Origin of the sequence: Streptomyces sp. NPDC006733 (genome assembly GCF_040636125.1) — a bacterium.
Classification (GTDB): domain Bacteria; phylum Actinomycetota; class Actinomycetes; order Streptomycetales; family Streptomycetaceae; genus Actinacidiphila.
In genome coordinates this window covers 367,691-387,398 of record NZ_JBEYJD010000002.1, presented here as the reverse complement: position 1 = coordinate 387,398, position 19,708 = coordinate 367,691, and the positions used below count along the sequence as shown (strand labels likewise).

Here is a 19,708-nt window from a genome sequence, read left to right as displayed (position 1 = left end):
GCTGCTACTCCTCAGTGCTGATGAAGACGTTCTTGGTCTCGGTGAAGGCGGTGAGGGCGTCGGGGCCCAGCTCCCGGCCGAGGCCGGATTCGCCGAAGCCGCCGAACGGGGTCGCGTAGCGGACCGAACTGTGGCTGTTGACCGACAGGTTGCCCGCCGCGACCCCGCGTGACATGCGGATCGCGCGGCCGAGGTCGCGGGTCCAGATCGAGCCGGAGAGCCCGTAGCGGGTGGCGTTGGCGAGCCGCAGCGCGTCCGCCTCGTCCTCGAAGGGCAGCACGACGGCGACCGGGCCGAAGATCTCCTCGGTGGCGGCGGAGGCGGCGGCGCCGACCGGCGCCAGGACCGTCGGCGGGTACCAGAAGCCCGGCCCCTCGGGGGCGCTGCCGCGGGCCGCCACCGGCAGGTCGCCGGTGACCAGCGAGCGGACCCGCTCGCGCTGGACCGCCGAGATCAGCGGGCCCATCTCGGTGGCGGGGTCCGCCGGGTCGCCGACCCTGACGGCCTCGACCGCCGGGACCAGCAGCTCCAGGAACCGGTCGTAGACCTGCCGCTGGACCAGGATCCGGGTGCGGGCGCAGCAGTCCTGGCCCGCGTTGTCCAGGAAGGACATCGGGGCCGCGGCGGCGGCCCGCTCCAGGTCGGCGTCGGCGAAGACGATGTTGGGGCTCTTGCCGCCGAGTTCGAGGGTGACGCGCTTCACCCGGCGTGCGCACTGCTCCATGATCCGCTTGCCGACGGCGGTGGAGCCGGTGAACACGATCTTCCGCACGTCCGGGTGCTCGACGAGCCGGGCCCCGGCGACCGGGCCGGCGCCGGGCAGCACCTGGAAGAGCCCTTCGGGCAGGCCGGCGGACAGGGCGAGTTCGGCCAGCCGCAGGGCGGTCAGCGGGGTGGTCTCGGCCGGCTTGAGCAGGACGGCGTTGCCCGCCGCGAGTGCCGGGGCGGCGCCCCACGCGGCGATCGGCAGCGGGAAGTTCCACGGGGCGATGACGCCGACGACGCCGATCGGCTCGTGGAAGGTGAGGTCGATGCCGCCGGCGACCGGGATCTGCCGCCCGCTGAGCCGCTCCACCCCGCCGGCGGCGTAGTCGAGCAGGTCGCGGACGTTGCCGGCCTCCCAGCGGGCGTTGCCCAGCGTGTGGCCGGCCTCGCGGACCTCCAGCGCGGCCAGCTCCTCGACGTGCGCGTCGACCTCGGCGGCGAACCGGCGCAGGCCGCGCGCCCGGTCGGCCGGGGCCAGCGCGGCCCACTCCCGCTGGGCCTTGGCCGCCGCGGAGACGGCGGTGTCCACGCCTTCGGGGGTGGTCGCCGCGACGGTGGCGATCACTTCCTCGGTGGCGGGGTTCAGTACCTGGTGGTGCTCGGTCACGACTGCTTCCCTACATCCGCTCGAAGGAGCGGAACCGCTCCCAGTCCGTGACGGCGGTGTCGAACGCTTCCTGTTCGATCCGCGCCATGTTGCCGTAGTGGTCGACGACGTCCTGGCCGAAGGCCTCCCGCGCGATCGGGCTGGCCGCCCACAGCCCGGCCGCCTCCCGCAGAGTGGAGGGCACCTGCTCGTAGTCGGCGGTGTAGGCGTTGCCCGTGCAGGCCTCCGGCAGCTCCAGTTCGTGCTCGATGCCGTACAGGCCGGCCGCGACCATCCCGGCCACGGCCAGGTACGGGTTGACGTCGCCGCCCGGGACGCGGTTCTCCAGGCGCAGCGAGGCGCCGTGCCCGACGACGCGCAGCGCGCAGGTGCGGTTGTCGAGGCCCCAGGCGACCGCGGTGGGGGCGAAGGAGCCCGGCCGGAAACGCTTGTAGGAGTTGATGTTGGGCGCGTACAGCAGGGAGAAGTCGCGCAGGGCGGCGAGCTGCCCGGCCAGGAAGTGCCGCATGAGGGGCGACATCACGCCGTCCTCACCCGCCATGGCGGGGCGCCCCTCCGCGTCCCGCAGGGACAGGTGGATGTGGCAGGAGTTGCCCTCGCGCTCGTTGAACTTCGCCATGAAGGTGAGCGAGGCGCCCTCCTGGGCGGCGATCTCCTTCGCCCCCGTCTTGTAGACGGTGTGCTGGTCGCAGGTGACGAGCGCCTCGTCGTAGCGGAAGACGATCTCGTGCTGGCCGAGGTTGCACTCGCCCTTGGCGGACTCCGGGGTCAGGCCCGCCCCCGCCATCTCGTTGCGGATGCGGCGCAGCAGCGGTTCGACGCGGGAGGTGGCGAGCACCGAGTAGTCGGCGTTGTACTGGTTGGCGGGGGTCAGCCCGCGGTAGCCGCCGTCCCACGCCTGCTCGTAGGTGTCGCGGAAGACGATGAACTCCAGCTCGGTGCCGGCGTGGGCGGTCCAGCCGCGCTCCGCCAGCCGGCCCAGCTGCCGGCGCAGGATCTGCCGGGGCGCGGCGGCCACCGGCTTGCCGTCGTTCCACGCCAGGTCGGCGATGACCAGGGCGGTGCCGTCCTGCCACGGCACGTGGCGCAGGGTGCCGAGGTCGGGGTGCATGGCGAAGTCGCCGTAGCCGCGCTCCCAGGAGGACATCGCGTAGCCGTCGACGGTGTTGAGGTCGACGTCCACCGCGAGCAGGTAGTTGCACCCCTCGGTACCGTGGGCCAGCACCTCGTCGAGGAAGAACGGCGCGGCGAAGCGTTTGCCCTGCAGCCGCCCCTGCATGTCGGCGAAGCCGAGGATGACGGTGTGGACCGTCCCCGCCTCCACCAGGGTGCGCAGCGCGTCGACGGACAGAGGGGGTGTGCGATCTGCCACGAGGGAGTTCCTCTCGGATCGGACGGGAGTACTAAGGTATGGGCTGGAACCATTGATGGGGAAGGGGCCCACGCATGAGCGAGCGTCAAATCTCCGTCGATCCGCTGGCCCCGGTGCTGCGCCCGGTCCGCGGCGGCAACGGTTTCGAGGAGGCGCTGGAACAGCTGCTCCAGGTCGTCCGCCTCGGGCTGGTCCCCGGCGGTGAGCGGCTGCCCGCCGAGCGCGAGCTGGCCGAGCGGCTGCGGATCAGCCGCGTGACGCTGCGCGAGGTGCTGAAGGTCCTGCACGAACAGGGGCTGGTCGAGACCCGGCGCGGCCGGCACGGCGGCACCTTCGTCCGCGAGCGGCCGCCGTCGCACGGCGCGGGCCGGGCGGACGCGGAGCACGAGCTGCGCCGCCGGGCGGCCGGACTGGGCGCCGGCGGCCTGGACGACGTGCTGCGCTTCCGCGAGGTGCTGGAGGTCGGGGCGGCCGGGCTGTGCGCCCGTACCGAGCTGACCGGGGAGCAGGCGGAGCTGCTGCGCCGCCGGCTGCGCGAGACCGGGGACGCTCCCGCCGCCGACTACCGGCGCGCCGACACCCTGCTGCACCTGACCATCGCCGAGCTCTGCGGCTCCCCGTCGCTGGCCACGCAGTACGCGGCGGTGCGCGCCCAGGTCAACGAGCTGCTGGACTGCATCCCCGTCCTGGTGCGCAACCTCGAGCACTCGCAGGGCCAGCACGCGGCGCTCGTCGAGGCCATCCTCGGGGGCGATCAGGAGGCCGCCGCGGCGGTGATGCGCGAGCACGCCGAGGGCACCGCGGCCCTGCTGCGCGGCTTCCTCGCCTGACGCGGGCGGGGCTTGCATCCCGCCGCGCCAACCGAAAAGGTACGAACACAAACCTTTGCAGAAGTCCATGAAGTCCGTTGGGAGGACCGGTCCATGCCCGAGCAGCCGCTGGTCGGCGTCACGACCTACCTGGACACCGCCCGGTGGGGCGTCTGGGAGACCGCCGCCGCCCTCCTGCCGGAGGTCTACCCCCGCATGGTCCGCTCCGGGGGCGGCATCGCCGCGCTGCTGCCGCCGGACGACCCGGACGTCGCGGCCGCGGCCGTCGCCAGGATGGACGCCGTCATCGTCGCCGGGGGCCCCGACGTCGAACCCGCCCTCTACGGGGAGCCGCGCCATCCGCGCACCGGGCCCAGGGCGCACGAGCGCGACCGGTGGGAGCTGGCGGTGCTGCGGGCCGCGATCGACTCCGGCACCCCCGTCCTCGGCGTGTGCCGCGGGATGCAGCTGCTGAACGTGCTGTACGGCGGCACGCTCGTCCAGCACCTGCCGGACACGGTCGGCCACGACGGGCACGCCGTCGAGCCGGGGGTCTTCGGCGAGCACGTCGTGACCCCGGTGCCGGGCACCCTGCTCGCCCGCATCACCCCGGCCCCGTCCAGCGTGCCGACCTACCACCACCAGGCCGTCGGCGCCCTCGGCGCCGGGCTGACGGTGGGCGCGTACGCCGAGGACGGCACCGTGGAGGCGGTCGAGCTGCCGGGGCCGGGCTTCGCGCTGGGCGTGCAGTGGCACCCCGAGATGGGCACGGATCCGCGGCTGGTGCTGGCCCTGCTGGCGGCGGCAGGGGGCGCTGTCACACCCGTGCCATAGGCTCGGAGGAATGGAGCCCGACCTGTTCACCGCAGCCGCAGAGGACCGCCAGGAGAGGGAGCCGGGCAACAGCCCGCTCGCCGTGCGGATGCGTCCGCGCGTCCTGGACGAGGTGGTCGGCCAGCAGCACCTGCTCAAGCAGGGCTCACCGCTGCGCCGGCTGGTCGGGGAGGGCAGCGGCGGCCCGGCCGGACCGTCCTCGGTGATCCTGTGGGGCCCGCCCGGCACCGGCAAGACGACCCTCGCGTACGTGGTCAGCAAGGCCACCAACAAGCGCTTCGTCGAGCTGTCGGCGATCACCGCGGGCGTCAAGGAGGTCCGCGCGGTCATCGAGAGCGCCAAGCGCCAGTCCGGCGGCTACGACCGCGAGACGGTGCTGTTCCTGGACGAGATCCACCGCTTCAGCAAGGCCCAGCAGGACTCGCTGCTGCCCGCCGTCGAGAACCGCTGGGTCACCCTGATCGCGGCCACCACCGAGAACCCGTACTTCTCGATCATCTCCCCGCTGCTCTCCCGCTCGCTGCTGCTCACCCTGGAGCCGCTCAGCGACGACGACCTGCGCGGCGTGCTGCAGCGGGCACTGACCCACGAGCGCGGGCTGGCCGGCGCCGTGACGCTGCCCGCCGACTCCGAGGCCCACCTGCTGCGCATCGCGGGCGGGGACGCGCGGCGGGCGCTGACCGCCCTGGAGGCGGGCGCCGGCTCGGCGATCGCCAAGGGCGAGGCGGAGATCTCCCTCGGCACGCTGGAGGAGTCCGTCGACCGGGCCGCGGTGAAGTACGACCGGGACGGCGACCAGCACTACGACGTGGCGAGCGCCCTGATCAAGTCCATCCGGGGCTCCGACGTGGACGCCACGCTGCACTACCTGGCGCGCATGATCGAGGCGGGGGAGGACCCGCGCTTCATCGCCCGCCGGCTGATGATCTCGGCCAGCGAGGACGTCGGCATGGCCGACCCCACCGCGCTGCAGACCGCGGTCGCCGCGGCGCAGGCCGTCGCGATGATCGGCTTCCCCGAGGCGCGCATCATCCTGTCGCAGGCCGCGATCGCCCTCGCCCTGGCGCCGAAGTCCAACGCGGCCTACCTGGCGATCGACGCGGCGCTGGCCGACGTGCGCAAGGGCCTGGCGGGCCCGGTGCCGCCGCACCTGCGCGACGGGCACTACAAGGGCGCGGCCAAGCTCGGCCACGCCCAGGGCTACCGGTACCCGCACGACCTGCCCGGCGCCATCGCCGCCCAGCAGTACGCCCCCGACGAGGTGCACGGCCGCCGCTACTACGAGCCCACCCGCTACGGCGCGGAGGCCCGGTACGCCGACGTCCTGGACCGCGTCCGGGAGCGCCTGGCCGGGGAGTGACCGGGGAGGGGCCGGGGAGCGCCGGGGTCACGCCCCGTGCAGGTCGTCCGCGCAGGCGCGGGCGGCGTCGAAGAGGGTGTGCATCGCCCGGTGCAACTCCTCGTGGCCGCGCACCGGTTCGGGGAAGTCGAAGCGGGCGTCGAAGGTGCCGTCGGGGTCGGTGAAGCGCACCCGCAGCCCGAACCGGTCCAGCGCCACCGGGACCGCCGTCCGGGCGCCCGCGCACTCGGCGTCCCGGCCGGCGTAGCCGCCGACCAGCCCGCACAGCCACCCCACCTGGTCCTCGTGGGCGGCGGCCAGGTGCTGCAGCAGCTCGGACTCGTGCGGCGCCAGCGGGTCGGCGACGGCGTCGGCGAACTCGTCGGGCTCCACCTGCTCCGCGCCCCACAGGTCGTCGATCGACGCCTCACCGACCTCCAGCCGCAGCAGCGCCGTGCCGGGCACGACCGGCTCGTCGCGCACCGGGGTCAGCCAGCCCGCGATCCACGCACGGCCGCGGATCCGGTGCGGCACCGAGACCGGTGCCACGTCGGTGATCTCCAACACAGCGGTCAGCTCGTCGCCGTCGGCGCGGGTGGCGGCCCGGACGGCGGGGGAGTCGGCCGGGAACAGCAGGAACACGTCGCCCTCGGGGCCGACACTGCGCATCTCGGGCACCATCTGACCGGGCAGTACGGTGGTCATCCCGGGAATGACCAGTACAGCGGAGGGGTTACCCTCGACTAGAGTTCGCGCGCGTTCGGCTGCCGATGGCATCCGGGGCGCATCGTCCACATCGGGGCGCGGCTGACCGTGCGCAGGCATGGGGTTCCCGGGTCGAATCATGCGATCTCCTCAGCTAAGGTAAGCCTTACCTAATTTACATGGAGGATCGTTCCACGTGAACCAGTCGCGTCCCAAGGTCAAGAAGTCGCGTGCGCTCGGCATCGCGCTGACCCCCAAGGCAGTCAAGTACTTCGAGGCCCGCCCGTACCCGCCCGGCGAGCACGGCCGCGGTCGCAAGCAGAACAGCGACTACAAGACGCGTCTGCTCGAGAAGCAGCGTCTGCGCGCCCAGTACGACATCAGCGAAACGCAGATGCGCCGTGCCTACGACCGCGCTCGGAAGGTCGACCTCAAGACAGGCGAAGCGCTGATCATCGAGCTTGAGCGCCGTCTGGACGCGCTCGTCCTGCGGGCCGGTCTGGCCCGCACCATCTACCAGTCCCGGCAGATGGTCGTGCACGGTCACATCGAGGTGAACGGCCGCAAGGTCGACAAGCCCTCCTTCCGCGTGCGCCCCGACGACGTCGTCATGGTCCGCGAGCGCAGCCGCGAGAAGACCCCGTTCCAGGTCGCCCGCGAGGGTGGCTGGGCCGGCGAGGGCGAGACGCCGAAGTACCTGCAGGTCAACCTGCAGGCCCTGGCCTTCCGCCTGGACCGCGACCCGAACCGTCGCGAGATCCCGGTGATCTGCGACGAGCAGCTCGTCGTCGAGTACTACGCCCGCTGATCCGGCGAGGCCACCCGTACGCTCAGCCCGCCGTCTCCCCGCCGCCCACGGCAGGGGAGGCGGCGGGTTCGTGCGTACGGGGCCCGGCCGGCCGCGCCCCGGGGCCGAGCCGCCCCGGCGGCTGCTCCGCCGGCGCGGCGTGCAGCGCCCGCTCCACCGCCGCGTCCAGCCCGAACCGGCCGCCCTCCGCCAGAGCCGCCTCGTAGGCGCCGTCGCCCAGGGCCGACCGGACCCGCTGCTCGCACAGCTCGTGCGGCGCGTTGAAGTACTGCGAACCGAACAGCCGCAGGCCCACCGAGCGCCAGACGCGGCCCGCCGCGCCCTGCAGCACCGCCGCCTCGTACGGCGCGCCCTCGCCCTCGGTGATCAGCGCCAGCAGCTCGATGGCGAGCACGGCGCCGACCAGGTCGTGGAAGGCGTGGTCGATGACCAGGCACTCCTCCACCAGTTCCCGCGCGCGGGCCGGCTCCCCGGCGAGCCAGGCCGCGTACCCCAGCACGTAGAGCGCGTAGGCCAGGGTCCAGCGCTCCCCGTGGTCGTGGCAGATGTCGCGGACCTCCTCGCTCAGCGCCACCGCCCGCTCCAGGTCGCCCCGGAAGGCGACCGCCATCGCCAGCTCGACCTGCGCCATCAGCACGTTGCTGTTCAGCTCGCCGATCTCGCGGTAGGCGTCCAGCGCCGTCCCGATCAGCTCCTCGGCCCGCCCGATGTCGTCCGACAGCAGCGCCAGGCACCCCAGCCGGTGCACCGCGTACGCCGAGGCCGGAGCGTTGCCCGTCAGCGCGGCCTCGTCGCGGCACTCCTGCAGCACACCCAGCGCGCACACCGGATCGCCCTGCAGCACGGCCACGTACCCGTACACCCACATCGCCTTGGCCCGCGCCTCGGCGTGCGAGGTCTCCAGCTCCAGCGCCCTGGCCAGCCACAACCGGCCCTCGGACAGCCGCCCGCAGCCCACCCAGTAGAACCACAGGGTGGCGGCGAGGTACTGGCCCACGTGCGGATCCTCGAAGCCGCTGAGGCTGAACTCCAGCGCCAGCCGCAGATTGGGCAGGTCCGCCTCGACCCGGGCGGCGACCTCGGCCTGCCGGGGGCTGAACCAGTCCAGCTCGCACCAGGTCGCCAGCCCCAGGTACCAGTCGCGGTGCCGGCGCTGCATGCGCGCCGTGTCGTCCAGCGCCTCCAGCCAGCCGGCCCCGTACTCGCGGACCGTCTCCAGCATCCGGTAGCCGACGCCCTCCTCGCACGCCACGACCGACTGCGCCACCAGCTGGGCGACGGTCTCCAGGACGTCCTCGGCGGGCAGGTCGGGGCTGGAGCACACGTACTCCGCGGCCTCCAGGTCGAACTGCCCGGCGAAGACCGAGAGCCGCGCCCACAGCAGCCGTTGGGCGGGCGTGCACAGCTCGTGGCTCCACCCGATCGCGGTCCGCAGCGTCTGGTGGCGGGACGGGGCGGTGGGGTCACCGCCGGTCAGCAGCCGGAAGCGGTCGTCGAGGCGCTCCAGCACCTGGTCGACGGAGAGCGCCCGCAGCCGGCCCGCCGCCAGCTCCAGCGCCAGCGGGATGCCGTCCAGCCGCCGGCACAGCTCCAGGGCCGCGCCCCGGTCGGCCGGGCCGAGCGTGAACCCCGGCAGCACGGCCGCCGCCCGGTCGGTGAAGAGCCGGACGGCGTCGCCGTCCGCGGCCGTGACCGGCAGCGGCGCCAGCGCGACGGTGTGCTCGCCGGTGATGCCCAGCGGCCGGCGCGCGGCGGTCAGCACCCGCAGGCCGGGCGCCCGGCGCAGCAGCTCCGCGACGAGGTCCGCGCACTCGCGCACCACGTGCTCGAAGCCGTCCAGCACCAGCAGCAGTTCGCGCTCGGCCAGTTCCTCGGCGAGCGCGGTCCGCGGCGGCCGTCCGGTGTGGTCGGCCAGCCGCAGCGCCTCGGCCACGGTGTGGTCCAGCAGCTCCGCGTCGTGCAGGGCGGACAGCTCGACGAACCACACCCCGTCGGGGAACCGGTTCTTCACCTGCTGGGCCGCGCGTGTCGCGAGCCGGGTCTTGCCGACCCCGCCGACTCCGGTGATGGTGACCAGCCGCGCGCGCTCCAGCAGACCGCCGAGGGCCGCGAGTTCGGCGGCCCTCCCGACGAAGCTGTTCAGCTCGGCAGGGAGGTTTCCCGCTGTGTCCATGGTCTACGGAGCGTACGGGGTGGTGAGCGGAACGTACAATCACGCCTCCTCCCGGCGTTCGGGGTACTACCCTGCGACGCTGCCGCCGCGCCGGGAACGCGGTACGAACGCCGAGGCCGGGCGCGATAGGGTCGGGAGCTGATTGTTGGTCGTGCGGCGGTGACGGTGAGGGAGAGCGGCAACGTGTCGGGTGGAGAGGTGGCCGGCCTGATCGTGGCCGTCTTCTGGGCGATCCTGGTGTCGTTCCTGGCGGTGGCGCTGGTCCGGCTGTCGCAGACGCTGCGCAGGACCACCGAGCTGGTCGCGAGCGTCACCGAGCAGGCGGTCCCGCTGCTCGGCGAGGCGACCTCCGCGCTCCGCTCGGCGCACACCCAGCTCGACCGGGTCGACACGATCACCGCGGACGTCGCCGAGGTGACCGCCAACGCCTCCGCGCTCTCCTCGACCGTGGCCTCCACCTTCGGCGGGCCGCTGGTCAAGGTCGCCGCCTTCGGCTACGGAGTGCGGCGCGCGGTAGGCCTGCAGGCCAGAGGTGCGGGGAAGGCGGGGGAGACCCCGACCGTCGTGGCCGGCAAGGTGCTGCCGGCCGCCCGGCGCGGCAGCAGACGCAACCGTTCGAAGGGCTGACACACCATGTTCCGCCGCCTGTTCTGGTTCTTCTCCGGCGCCGCCGCGGGCGTCTGGGCCACCACCAAGGTCAACCGCGCGGTGCGCAGGCTCTCTCCGGACAGCCTCGCCGCGACGGCGGCCGACAAGGCGCTCGAAACCGGCGCCCGCCTGCGGCTCTTCGCCCAGGACGTGCGCGCCGGGATGACCGAGCGCGAGATCGAACTCAAGGACGCGCTGGGCCTGGAGGCCGCCGCGGGCGACCTCCCCGAGCAGCACCGGGCCGCGCTGGACGCGCCCCGGCCGCGCCCCCAGCAGCTGAAGACGTACAAGCAGTCGCACAAGCAGTCGTACAACCGGAAGGACGATCACTGATGGAGTCGGCAGAAATCCGCCGCCGCTGGCTGCGCTTCTTCGAGGAGCGCGGGCACACGGTCGTGCCCTCGGCGTCCCTCATCGCCGACGACCCCACGCTGCTGCTGGTCCCGGCGGGCATGGTCCCGTTCAAGCCGTACTTCCTCGGCGAGGTCAAGCCGCCCTTCGCGCGCGCCACGAGCGTGCAGAAGTGCGTGCGCACCCCGGACATCGAAGAGGTCGGCAAGACCACCCGGCACGGCACGTTCTTCCAGATGTGCGGCAACTTCTCGTTCGGCGACTACTTCAAGGAAGGCGCCATCAAGTACGCCTGGGAGCTGCTCACCAGCTCCGTGGCGGACGGCGGCTACGGCCTGGAGCCCGAGAAGCTCTGGGTGACGGTGTACCTGGACGACGACGAGGCCGCGCGCATCTGGCGCGAGGTCGTGGGCGTGCCCGCCGAGCGGATCCAGCGCCTGGGCAAGGCCGACAACTACTGGTCCATGGGCGTGCCCGGACCGTGCGGCCCCTGCTCCGAGATCAACTACGACCGGGGCCCGGAGTTCGGCGTCGAGGGCGGCCCGGCCGTCAACGACGAGCGCTACGTGGAGATCTGGAACCTGGTCTTCATGCAGTACGAGCGCGGCCCCGGCCAGGGCAAGGACGACTTCGAGATCCTGGGCGAGCTGCCGTCGAAGAACATCGACACCGGCCTCGGCCTCGAACGCCTCGCGATGATCCTGCAGGGCGTGCGGAACATGTACGAGACCGACACCCTGCGCGTGGTGATGGACACCGCGACCGAGCTCACCGGGGTCCGGTACGGCGCCGAGCACGGCACCGACGTCTCGCTGCGCGTCGTCGCCGACCACATGCGCACCTCCGTGATGCTCATCGGCGACGGGGTCACCCCCGGCAACGAGGGCCGCGGCTACGTGCTGCGCCGCATCATGCGCCGCGCCATCCGCAACATGCGGCTCATGGGCGCGACGGGGCCGGTCGTCGGCGAGCTCGTCGACACCGTCATCAAGACGATGGGCGAGCAGTACCCGGAGCTGGTCACCGACCGCAAGCGGATCGAGACCGTGGCGCTCGCCGAGGAGGTCGCCTTCCTCAAGGCGATCAGCGGCGGCACCAACATCCTGGACTCCGCGGTCAGCGAGACCAAGGCCGCCGGGGGCACCGTCCTCTCCGGCGACAAGGCGTTCCTGCTGCACGACACGTGGGGCTTCCCGATCGACCTCACCCTCGAGATGGCCTCCGAGCAGGGCCTCACGGTGGACGAGGAGGGCTTCCGCCGCCTCATGAAGGAGCAGCGGGACCGCGCCAAGGCCGACGCCCGCGGCAAGAAGCAGGGCCACGCCGACCTGTCGGCCTACCGCGAGGTCGCCGACCGCTCCGGCACCACCGAGTTCACCGGCTACAGCAACAACCAGAACGAGGCCACCGTCGTCGGGCTGCTCGTCGACGGCGTCCCGTCGCCCGCCGCGCACGAGGGCGACGAGGTCGAGGTCGTCCTGGACCGCACCCCCTTCTACGCCGAGGGCGGCGGCCAGCTCGCCGACACCGGCCGGATCCGCATCGACACCGGCGCGATCATCGAGGTCCGCGACGTGCAGCAGCCGGTGGCCGGCGTCAGCGTGCACAAGGGCGTCGTGCAGGTCGGCGAGGTCACCCTCGGCGCCGGCGCGCTCGCCCAGATCGACCTGGTGCGCCGCCGGGCCATCGCCCGCGCCCACAGCGCGACGCACCTGACGCACCAGGCGCTGCGGGACGCGCTCGGCCCCACCGCCGCCCAGGCCGGCTCCGAGAACTCCCCGGGCCGCTTCCGCTTCGACTTCGGCTCGCCCGCCGCCGTTCCCGGCACGGTCCTCACCGACGTCGAGCAGAAGATCAACGAGGTGCTGGCCCGGGAGCTCGACGTGACCGCCGAGGTCATGAGCATGGAAGAGGCCAAGAAGCAGGGCGCCATCGCCGAGTTCGGCGAGAAGTACGGCGACCGGGTCCGCGTGGTCACCATCGGCGACTTCTCCAAGGAGCTGTGCGGCGGCACGCACGTCGGCAACACCGCCCAGCTCGGGCTGGTCAAGCTGCTCGGCGAGTCGTCCATCGGCTCCGGGGTGCGCCGCGTCGAGGCCCTGGTCGGGGTGGACGCGTACAAGTTCCTGGCCCGCGAGCACACGGTCGTCGCCCAGCTCACCGAGCTGGTGAAGGGCCGTCCCGAGGAGCTCCCCGACAAGATCTCGGGCATGCTCGCCAAGCTCAAGGACGCGGAGAAGGAGATCGAGCGCTTCCGCGCCGAGAAGGTCCTCCAGGCCGCCGCGGGCCTGGCCCAGGGCGCCCAGGACATCAAGGGCGTGGCCCTGGTCACCGGCACCGTGCCGGAGGGCACCGGCGCCGACGACCTGCGCAAGCTGGTCCTGGACGTGCGCCAGCGCGTCGGGACCGCCGGCCGGGCCGCCGTCGTCGCGCTGTTCACCGTGGCAGGCGGCCGTCCGCTCACCGTCATCGCCACCAACGAGGCCGCCCGCGAGCGCGGCGTCCGGGCCGGCGAACTGGTCAAGGCCGCGGCCAAGACCCTCGGCGGCGGTGGCGGCGGCAAGGACGACGTCGCCCAGGGCGGCGGCCAGAACCCGGCCGCCGTGGACGAGGCCGTCGCCGCGGTCCAGCGCCTGGTCGAAGAGAAGGCCTGACGGTGCGCAGGGGCAGGCGCATCGCCGTCGACGTCGGGGACGCCCGGATCGGGGTCGCCTCGTGCGACCCCGACGGGGTCCTCGCGACGCCGGTCGAGACGGTACCGGGGCGGGACGTCCCGGCGGCGCTGCGCCGCCTCGCGGCGATCATCGAGGAGTACGAGCCGATCGAGGTGGTCCTCGGGCTGCCGCGCTCGCTGAGCGGCAACGAGGGCCCCGCGGCGGTCAAGGTCCGGGCGTTCGCGCTGGATGTGGCGAAAATCATCGCCCCCGTCCCGGTGCGCCTGGTGGACGAGCGGATGACCACGGTCACCGCCACCCAGGGGCTGCGCGCTTCGGGCGTCAAGGCCAAAAAGGGCCGTGCGGTGGTGGATCAGGCAGCCGCGATCGTCATCCTGCAGAGCGCCCTGGAGACCGAACGGGTGTCGGGAAAACCAGCGGGGGAGAGCGTCGAAGTGGTCAGCTGATCGCGGTACGGTAACGTTCCGCGCGACACGGCGGCGCCACTTGGCGCCGCCCGTTTCGCAAGGGGCGGCCAGTTTCGGACGAAGCGATCGCCCCGCGTACCGACGCGTACCAAGGGGATCGATGACCGACTATGGCCGGGGCCAAGGCTCCGAACCGTGGCATCCCGAGGACCCGCTCTTCGGTGACCAGGGATACCAGCAGCAGGACGCCTGGGACCCCTATGCCACGGGGCAGCAGCCGCAGTACCCGTACAACGGTCAGCAGGCCCCCCAGCAGCAGTACCCGCAGCAGGAGCAGCAGCCCCAGCACCAGCAGTACCCGCACCAGCAGCAGTACCCCCAGCAGCAGGGGCAGTACGGGCAGCAGGAGCAGTACCAGCAGCAGGGCTACCCGCAGCAGCAGCAACAGCAGTATCCGCAGCAGGGCCACCCGCAGCAGCAGGGCCACCAGCAGCAGGGGCACCCCCAGCAGTACAACGACTGGGACACCTCCGGGGTTTCGTCCGCCCCGTACGGTGCCAACCCCGGCGACCCGTACGGCGGCCAGCCGCCCGCCGATCCCTACGGCCAGCAGCCCGACTTCTACGGCCAGGGCGGCTACCCGCCCCCGCAGCAGCCGCAGCACCGGCAGCCGGAGCAGCACCAGCCGGAGCAGCAGCCCCAGCAGCCGATGCGCTCCGCGCCGGAGAACACCGGCGACTGGGAGGCCGAGTCCGAGCCCGAGACGCACGCCTTCTTCGCCGACGACACCGACGAGGCGGAGCCGGAGGAAGAGGCCCCGGCCGGCCGCGGCGGCCGCAAGCGCGGCGGCAAGAGCGGCAAGAAAGAGGGCAAGAAGCGCCGCAGCGGCTGCGCCTGCCTGGTCGTCCTGCTGGTCCTCGGCGGCGGCGTCGGCGGCGTCGGCTACTTCGGCTACCAGTTCTACGAGAGCCACTTCGGCGCGGCCCCCGACTTCTCGGGCGAGGGCACCGGAGACGTCCAGGTCGAGATCCCGAAGGGCTCGACGCTCACGGACATGGGCAACATCCTCAAGACGGCGGGCGTGGTGAAGAGCGTCGACGCGTTCACGGCGGCCGCCGGCAAGAACCCCAAGGGCAAGAGCATCCAGGCCGGCATCTTCCTGCTCCACAAGGAGATGTCGGCGGCGTCGGCGGTCACGATGATGACCGACCCGAGCAAGCAGAGCGCGATCATCATTCCCGAGGGCCGGCGGGCCACCGAGATCTACGAGGCCATCGACAAGCGCCTCGGTGCCAAGGCGGGCACCACGCTGGCCGCCTCGAAGGGCGCCGACCTGGGCCTGCCCGCGTGGGCGCAGGGCAACGTCGAGGGGTTCCTCTTCCCCGCCAAGTACAGCGTCGGCAAGGCCACCAAGCCGGTCGACCTGCTCAAGGCGATGGTCAAGCAGGCCGAGGCCGAGTACGCCAAGGACAACATCGAGGTCGAGGCGAGGAAGGTCAACAAGACGCCTCTGCAGATCGTCACCATCGCCAGCCTCATCCAGGCCGAGGCCCAGCAGGACGACGAGTTCGGCAAGGTCTCGCGGGTCATCTACAACCGGCTCGACAAGGACATGGCACTGGGCTTCGACTCGACGATCAACTACGCCATGGGCCGCTCCACGCTGAACACGTCGACCAAGGACACCAAGTTCCCGTCGCCGTACAACACCTATCTCCACAAGGGGCTGCCGCCCGGTCCGATCGGCAACCCGGGGCACCAGGCGATCGACGCTGCGCTGCACCCGACGGCGGGCAACTGGCTGTACTTCGTGACGGTCAAGGAGAACGACACCCGCTTCACCGACAGCTACACGGAGCACCAGAAGAACGTCCAGGAATTCAACAAGAACAAGAGCAGCGGCTGATGCCAGTACCACGTCGCGCCGGAGTCCTCGGATCGCCGATCGCCCACTCGCTCTCCCCGGTGCTGCACCGCGCCGCGTACGCCGAGCTCGGGCTCGACGGGTGGCGCTACGACCCCTTCGAGGTGGACGAGGCGGCGCTGCCCGGGTTCCTCGACAATCTGGGCGCGCCGGAGTGGGCCGGGCTGTCGCTGACGATGCCGCTCAAGCGGGCCGTGTTCCCGCTGCTCGACGAGGTCAGTGACACCGCGGCCGCCGTCGAGGCGGTGAACACCGTGGTGTTCACCGCCGACGGGCGCCGCACCGGTGACAACACCGACATCCCCGGCATGGTCGCCGCCCTGCGCGAGCGCGGGGTGGCCGCCGTCGAGTCCGCCGCCATCCTCGGCGCCGGCGCCACCGCCTCGTCCGCGCTGGCCGCGCTCGCCCGGATCTGCTCCGGCGAGGTGACCGTGTACGTGCGCAGCGCCGCCCGCGCCGCCGAGATGCGCGAGTGGGGCGAGCGGCTGGGGGTGCGGGTGCGCACCGAGGAGTGGGCCGACGCGGCGAAGGCGTTCGACGCGCCGCTGGTGATCGCCACCACCCCGGCGGGCGCCACCGACGGCTTCGCCGCGTCCGTGCCGCAGCGGCCGGGCGCGCTCTTCGACGTCCTCTACCACCCGTGGCCGACCGCGCTCGCGGCCGCCTGGACGGACCGCGGCGGCGAGGTCGTCGGAGGTCTGGACCTCCTGGTGCACCAGGCCGTGCTCCAGGTGGAGCAGATGACCGCCCGCACCCCGGCCCCGCTCGCAGCGATGCGCGCCGCCGGCGAGGCGGCCCTCGCCCTCCGCTAGCGTCCGCGCGCGTCGGGTGGCCCGCAGGTTTCGCGGGTGCGTCCACAAGCTGGACCGGGGGCGGGGGGTCGCTCCGGGCGTGGGAGGATCGGTGGTGGCGGGCCAGGGCCGCGCACCCGGCCGTGCCGTCGACATTCGGACGTTCTAGGCGCGAGCAAGAGGAGCACCGTTGAGCAGGTTGCGCTGGCTGACCGCGGGGGAGTCGCACGGCCCCGCACTCGTCGCGACGCTGGAGGGGCTGCCCTCCGGCATCCCCGTCACCACGGCGATGGTGGCGGACGCGCTGGCGCGCCGGCGGCTGGGTTACGGCCGCGGTGCCCGGATGAAGTTCGAGCAGGACGAGGTCACCTTCCTCGGCGGCGTTCGGCACGGCCTGACCATGGGCAGCCCCGTCGCCGTCATGGTCGGCAACACCGAGTGGCCCAAGTGGGAGCAGGTCATGGCGGCCGACCCCGTCGACCCGGAGATCCTGGCGGGCCTCGGGCGCAACGCGCCGCTGACCCGCCCGCGCCCCGGTCACGCGGACCTCGCCGGCATGCAGAAGTACGCGCTGGACGAGGCCCGGCCGGTCCTGGAGCGCGCCAGCGCCCGGGAGACCGCCGCCCGCGTCGCGCTGGGCGCCGTCGCCCGCTCCTACCTCAAGGAGACGACGGGCATCGAGATCGTCAGCCACGTCGTGGAGCTGGCCGCGGCCAAGGCCCCGTACGGGGTCGTGCCGCTGCCCTCCGACGAGGCGCTGCTCGACGCCAACCCGGTGCGCTGCCTGGACCCCGAGGCGAGCGAGGCGATGGTCGCCCAGATCGACCAGGCCCACAAGGACGGCGACACGCTCGGCGGCGTCGTCGAGGTACTGGCGTACGGCGTCCCCGTCGGGCTCGGCAGCCACGTGCACTGGGACCGCAGGCTGGACGCGCGGCTCGCCGCCGCCCTGATGGGCATCCAGGCGATCAAGGGCGTCGAGGTCGGCGACGGCTTCGACCTGGCCCGGGTGCCCGGTTCGCAGGCGCACGACGAGATCGTGCCGACCGCCGACGGCATCCGCCGCTCCACCGGCCGCTCCGGCGGCACCGAGGGCGGGATGAGCACCGGTGAGCTGCTGCGCGTGCGGGCGGCGATGAAGCCCATCGCGACCGTGCCGCGCGCGCTGGCCACCGTCGACGTCGTCACCGGCGAGGTCGCGGCCGCCCACCACCAGCGCTCCGACGTCTGCGCCGTGCCGGCCGCCGGCATCGTCGCCGAGGCGATGGTCGCGCTGGTGCTGGCCGACGCCGTCGCGGAGAAGTTCGGCGGCGACTCGGTCGGCGAGACCCGCCGCAACGTCGAGGGGTACCTGAAGAACCTGGCGATCCGGTGACCGGGCCGCTGGTCGTCCTCGTCGGCCCGCCCGGCGCGGGCAAGACCACCATCGGCATGCTCCTCGCGGCCCGGCTCGGCACCGACTACCGCGACACCGACGCGGACGTCGCGCAGACGGCCGGCAAGTCGATCCCGGAGATCTTCATCAACGACGGTGAGGACCACTTCCGCAAGCTGGAGCTGGCCGCCGTCACCGACGCCCTCGCCGAGCACACCGGCGTCCTGGCGCTCGGCGGCGGGGCGATCATGTCGCCGGCCGCCCGCAGCCTGCTGCGCGGCCGCCCGGTGGTCTTCCTTGACGTCGGGGTCAACGACGCCGTCAAGCGGGTCGGCCTGGACGCGCCGCGTCCGCTGCTCGCCGTCGCCCCGCGCCAGCAGTGGCGCGAGCTGATGGAGAAGCGCCGCCCGCTGTACACCGAGGTCGCCCGCGCGGTCGTCTCCACCGACGGCCGCACCCCCGAGGACGCCGCCGAAGCGGTCCTCGACGCACTGGAGTTGAAGGACGCATGAGCGAGAACCCCATCCGGATCGCGATCGCCGGCACCGCCGGCACCGAGCCGTACGAGGTGCTGGTCGGCCGGCAGCTGCTGGCCGAGCTGCCCGCGCTGATCGGGCCCGCCGCCAAGCGGGTCGCCGTGCTGCACCCGGAGGCGCTGGCCGCCACCGGCGAGGCGCTGCGCGCGGACCTCGCCGAGCAGGGCTTCGAGGCCATCGCGATCCAGCTGCCGAACGCGGAGGAGGCCAAGACCGTCGAGGTCGCGGCCTACTGCTGGAAGGCGCTCGGCCAGACCGGCTTCACCCGCACCGACGTCATCGTCGGCGTCGGCGGCGGCGCCACCACGGACATCGCGGGCTTCGTGGCGGCGACGTGGCTGCGCGGGGTGCGCTGGATCGCCGTCCCCACCACCGTGCTGGGCATGGTGGACGCGGCGGTCGGCGGGAAGACCGGCATCAACACCGCCGAGGGCAAGAACCTGGTCGGCGCGTTCCACCCGCCGACCGGGGTGCTGTGCGACCTCGCGGCGCTGGACTCGCTGCCGCCCAACGACTACATCAGCGGTCTCGCCGAGATCATCAAGGCCGGCTTCATCGCCGACCCGGTGATCCTGGACCTGATCGAGTCCGACCCGGCCGCGGCCCGTACGCCGCAGGGCGAGCACACCGCCGAGCTGATCGTGCGCTCCATCCGGGTCAAGGCCGACGTGGTCTCCGCCGACCTCAAGGAGGGCGGCCTGCGCGAGATCCTGAACTACGGGCACACCCTCGCGCACGCCATCGAGAAGAACGAGCGCTACAACTGGCGGCACGGCGCCGCGGTCTCCATCGGCATGGTCTTCGCCGCCGAGCTGGGCCGGCTCGCCGGCCGGCTGGACGACGCGACCGCCGACCGGCACCGCACCGTCCTGGAGTCCGTGGGGCTGCCGCTGACCTACCGCGGCGACCAGTGGCCGAAGCTGCTCGACACCATGCGCGTCGACAAGAAGTCCCGCGGCGACCTGCTGCGCTTCATCGTGCTCGACGGCCTGGCCAAGCCCACCGTCCTGGAGGGCCCGGACCCGGCCGTCCTGGTCGCCGCCTACGCCGAGGTCTCCAAGTGACCCGCCGCGTCCTGGTGCTGAACGGGCCGAACCTCGGCCGGCTCGGCTCCCGGGAGCCCGACGTGTACGGCGCCACCTCGTACGCCGGCCTCGTCGAGGCGTGCACCTCCCTCGGCAAGGAGCTCGGCTTCGACGTCGAGGTCCGGGAGACCAACGACGAGGGCGAGCTGATCCGCTGGCTGCACGAGGCGGCCGACGGGCGGCTCCCGGTCGTCATCAACCCCGGTGCGTTCACGCACTACTCGTACGGGATCCGGGACGCGGCGGCGCAGCGCACCGCCCCGCTGATCGAGGTGCACATCTCCAACCCGTACACCCGCGAGGAATTCCGCCACACCTCGGTGATCGCGGCCGTCTCCACCGGCACGGTCGCGGGCTTCGGCATCGGCTCGTACCGGCTGGCGCTGCGCGCCCTGGCGGAGGAGATCGGCGACTGACCCCGCCGCCCGGGCACCTGTGCCGCTCCCCGGCCGTTCACACAAGACCCGCCGGGGACGGTACGGTTCGGTTCGAACGGTCCGTTCT

18 protein-coding genes are annotated in these 19,708 nt (G+C 73.0%); 14 read left to right on the top strand and 4 right to left on the bottom strand.

Annotation, left to right across the window (positions count from 1 at the left end; all coding sequences use genetic code 11):
* Nucleotides 1-4: 4 nt before the first annotated feature.
* Together ABZ721_RS03990 and ABZ721_RS03985 are read right to left on the bottom strand one after the other, a co-directional pair.
* A complete protein-coding gene (locus ABZ721_RS03990; protein ID WP_358786962.1) occupies nt 5-1,372 on the bottom strand; it encodes an aldehyde dehydrogenase family protein in 1,368 nt (455 codons plus the stop codon).
* Between the two features lie 10 nt (nt 1,373-1,382).
* A complete protein-coding gene (locus tag ABZ721_RS03985; RefSeq protein WP_358786961.1) occupies nt 1,383-2,744 on the bottom strand; it encodes a glutamine synthetase family protein in 1,362 nt (453 codons plus the stop codon).
* A gap of 74 nt (nt 2,745-2,818) precedes the next feature.
* Here ABZ721_RS03985 and ABZ721_RS03980 point away from each other — a divergent pair, with 74 nt between their 5' ends.
* The 3 genes from ABZ721_RS03980 (at nt 2,819) to ABZ721_RS03970 (ending at nt 5,747) form a co-directional block, all read left to right on the top strand.
* Complete coding sequence (locus ABZ721_RS03980) at nt 2,819-3,574, top strand: FCD domain-containing protein (protein WP_358786960.1); 756 nt, start codon at nt 2,819-2,821, stop codon at nt 3,572-3,574.
* A gap of 93 nt (nt 3,575-3,667) precedes the next feature.
* Nucleotides 3,668-4,387, top strand: a complete 720-nt coding sequence (locus tag ABZ721_RS03975) for a gamma-glutamyl-gamma-aminobutyrate hydrolase family protein (RefSeq protein ID WP_358786959.1) — start codon at nt 3,668-3,670, stop codon at nt 4,385-4,387.
* A 10-nt stretch (nt 4,388-4,397) separates the two neighbouring features.
* The gene (locus ABZ721_RS03970; protein WP_358786958.1) at nt 4,398-5,747 is read left to right on the top strand and encodes a replication-associated recombination protein A; all 1,350 of its coding nucleotides are present in this window, start codon (nt 4,398-4,400) and stop codon (nt 5,745-5,747) included.
* 27 nt (nt 5,748-5,774) lie between these two features.
* On the opposite strand, the gene ABZ721_RS03965 is transcribed toward ABZ721_RS03970, so the two are convergent.
* Entirely contained in the window at nt 5,775-6,503 is a 729-nt protein-coding gene (locus tag ABZ721_RS03965; RefSeq protein ID WP_358786957.1) for a DUF2470 domain-containing protein, read from the bottom strand.
* A 124-nt stretch (nt 6,504-6,627) separates the two neighbouring features.
* On the opposite strand from ABZ721_RS03965, the gene rpsD reads away from it, so the two are divergent.
* The gene (gene rpsD / locus ABZ721_RS03960; protein WP_138352618.1) at nt 6,628-7,239 is read left to right on the top strand and encodes a 30S ribosomal protein S4; all 612 of its coding nucleotides are present in this window, start codon (nt 6,628-6,630) and stop codon (nt 7,237-7,239) included.
* Nucleotides 7,240-7,261: 22 nt separating this feature from the next.
* Here the strand turns inward: rpsD and ABZ721_RS03955 are convergent, their stop codons facing one another.
* Entirely contained in the window at nt 7,262-9,412 is a 2,151-nt protein-coding gene (locus ABZ721_RS03955; RefSeq protein WP_358786956.1) for an AAA family ATPase, read from the bottom strand.
* Between the two features lie 183 nt (nt 9,413-9,595).
* Between ABZ721_RS03955 and ABZ721_RS03950 the strand changes: the two genes are divergently transcribed.
* The 10 genes from ABZ721_RS03950 to aroQ all read left to right on the top strand — a co-directional run bounded on the left by ABZ721_RS03950 (nt 9,596) and on the right by aroQ (nt 19,620).
* On the top strand, nt 9,596-10,039 hold the full coding sequence (locus tag ABZ721_RS03950) for a DUF948 domain-containing protein (RefSeq protein ID WP_358786955.1): 444 nt from the start codon (nt 9,596-9,598) through the stop codon (nt 10,037-10,039).
* 6 nt (nt 10,040-10,045) lie between these two features.
* A complete protein-coding gene (locus tag ABZ721_RS03945) occupies nt 10,046-10,393 on the top strand; it encodes a DUF6167 family protein (protein WP_358786954.1) in 348 nt (115 codons plus the stop codon).
* A complete protein-coding gene (gene alaS, locus ABZ721_RS03940; RefSeq protein ID WP_358786953.1) occupies nt 10,393-13,065 on the top strand; it encodes an alanine--tRNA ligase in 2,673 nt (890 codons plus the stop codon). The genes ABZ721_RS03945 and alaS overlap by 1 nt, the downstream gene beginning before the upstream one ends.
* A gap of 2 nt (nt 13,066-13,067) precedes the next feature.
* Nucleotides 13,068-13,532 (top strand): Holliday junction resolvase RuvX, encoded by a 465-nt coding sequence (gene ruvX / locus ABZ721_RS03935; RefSeq protein WP_358786952.1) that lies wholly within the window; start codon nt 13,068-13,070, stop codon nt 13,530-13,532.
* 121 nt (nt 13,533-13,653) lie between these two features.
* Nucleotides 13,654-15,399, top strand: coding sequence for an endolytic transglycosylase MltG (gene mltG, locus ABZ721_RS03930; protein ID WP_358786951.1), 1,746 nt, complete (start codon nt 13,654-13,656; stop codon nt 15,397-15,399).
* A complete protein-coding gene (locus tag ABZ721_RS03925; protein ID WP_358786950.1) occupies nt 15,399-16,229 on the top strand; it encodes a shikimate dehydrogenase in 831 nt (276 codons plus the stop codon). Before mltG ends, ABZ721_RS03925 begins: the two co-directional genes overlap by 1 nt.
* 169 nt (nt 16,230-16,398) lie before the next feature.
* Nucleotides 16,399-17,583 carry a chorismate synthase gene (gene aroC / locus ABZ721_RS03920; protein ID WP_358786949.1) on the top strand — a complete coding sequence of 395 codons (1,185 nt, stop codon included), beginning with the start codon at nt 16,399-16,401 and terminating at the stop codon, nt 17,581-17,583.
* Nucleotides 17,580-18,095 (top strand): shikimate kinase, encoded by a 516-nt coding sequence (locus ABZ721_RS03915; protein WP_358786948.1) that lies wholly within the window; start codon nt 17,580-17,582, stop codon nt 18,093-18,095. Before aroC ends, ABZ721_RS03915 begins: the two co-directional genes overlap by 4 nt.
* Complete coding sequence (gene aroB, locus ABZ721_RS03910; protein WP_358786947.1) at nt 18,092-19,183, top strand: 3-dehydroquinate synthase; 1,092 nt, start codon at nt 18,092-18,094, stop codon at nt 19,181-19,183. Before ABZ721_RS03915 ends, aroB begins: the two co-directional genes overlap by 4 nt.
* A complete protein-coding gene (aroQ, locus tag ABZ721_RS03905; RefSeq protein WP_358786946.1) occupies nt 19,180-19,620 on the top strand; it encodes a type II 3-dehydroquinate dehydratase in 441 nt (146 codons plus the stop codon). The genes aroB and aroQ overlap by 4 nt, the downstream gene beginning before the upstream one ends.
* The last annotated feature ends 88 nt before the right edge of the window (nt 19,621-19,708 follow it).

Excerpts from the sequence above, each read along its gene's own strand:
- ABZ721_RS03980 (WP_358786960.1), top strand. The coding sequence starts at position 2,819 with ATGAGCGAGCGTCAAATCTCCGTCGATCCGCTGGCCCCGGTGCTGCGC.
- ABZ721_RS03975 (WP_358786959.1), top strand. The coding sequence starts at position 3,668 with ATGCCCGAGCAGCCGCTGGTCGGCGTCACGACCTACCTGGACACCGCC.
- ABZ721_RS03970 (WP_358786958.1), top strand. The coding sequence starts at position 4,398 with ATGGAGCCCGACCTGTTCACCGCAGCCGCAGAGGACCGCCAGGAGAGG.
- ABZ721_RS03965 (WP_358786957.1), bottom strand. The coding sequence starts at position 6,503 with ATGCCATCGGCAGCCGAACGCGCGCGAACTCTAGTCGAGGGTAACCCC.
- ABZ721_RS03955 (WP_358786956.1), bottom strand. The coding sequence starts at position 9,412 with ATGGACACAGCGGGAAACCTCCCTGCCGAGCTGAACAGCTTCGTCGGG.
- ABZ721_RS03945 (WP_358786954.1), top strand. The coding sequence starts at position 10,046 with ATGTTCCGCCGCCTGTTCTGGTTCTTCTCCGGCGCCGCCGCGGGCGTC.
- alaS (WP_358786953.1), top strand. The coding sequence starts at position 10,393 with ATGGAGTCGGCAGAAATCCGCCGCCGCTGGCTGCGCTTCTTCGAGGAG.
- mltG (WP_358786951.1), top strand. The coding sequence starts at position 13,654 with ATGACCGACTATGGCCGGGGCCAAGGCTCCGAACCGTGGCATCCCGAG.
- ABZ721_RS03925 (WP_358786950.1), top strand. The coding sequence starts at position 15,399 with ATGCCAGTACCACGTCGCGCCGGAGTCCTCGGATCGCCGATCGCCCAC.
- aroB (WP_358786947.1), top strand. The coding sequence starts at position 18,092 with ATGAGCGAGAACCCCATCCGGATCGCGATCGCCGGCACCGCCGGCACC.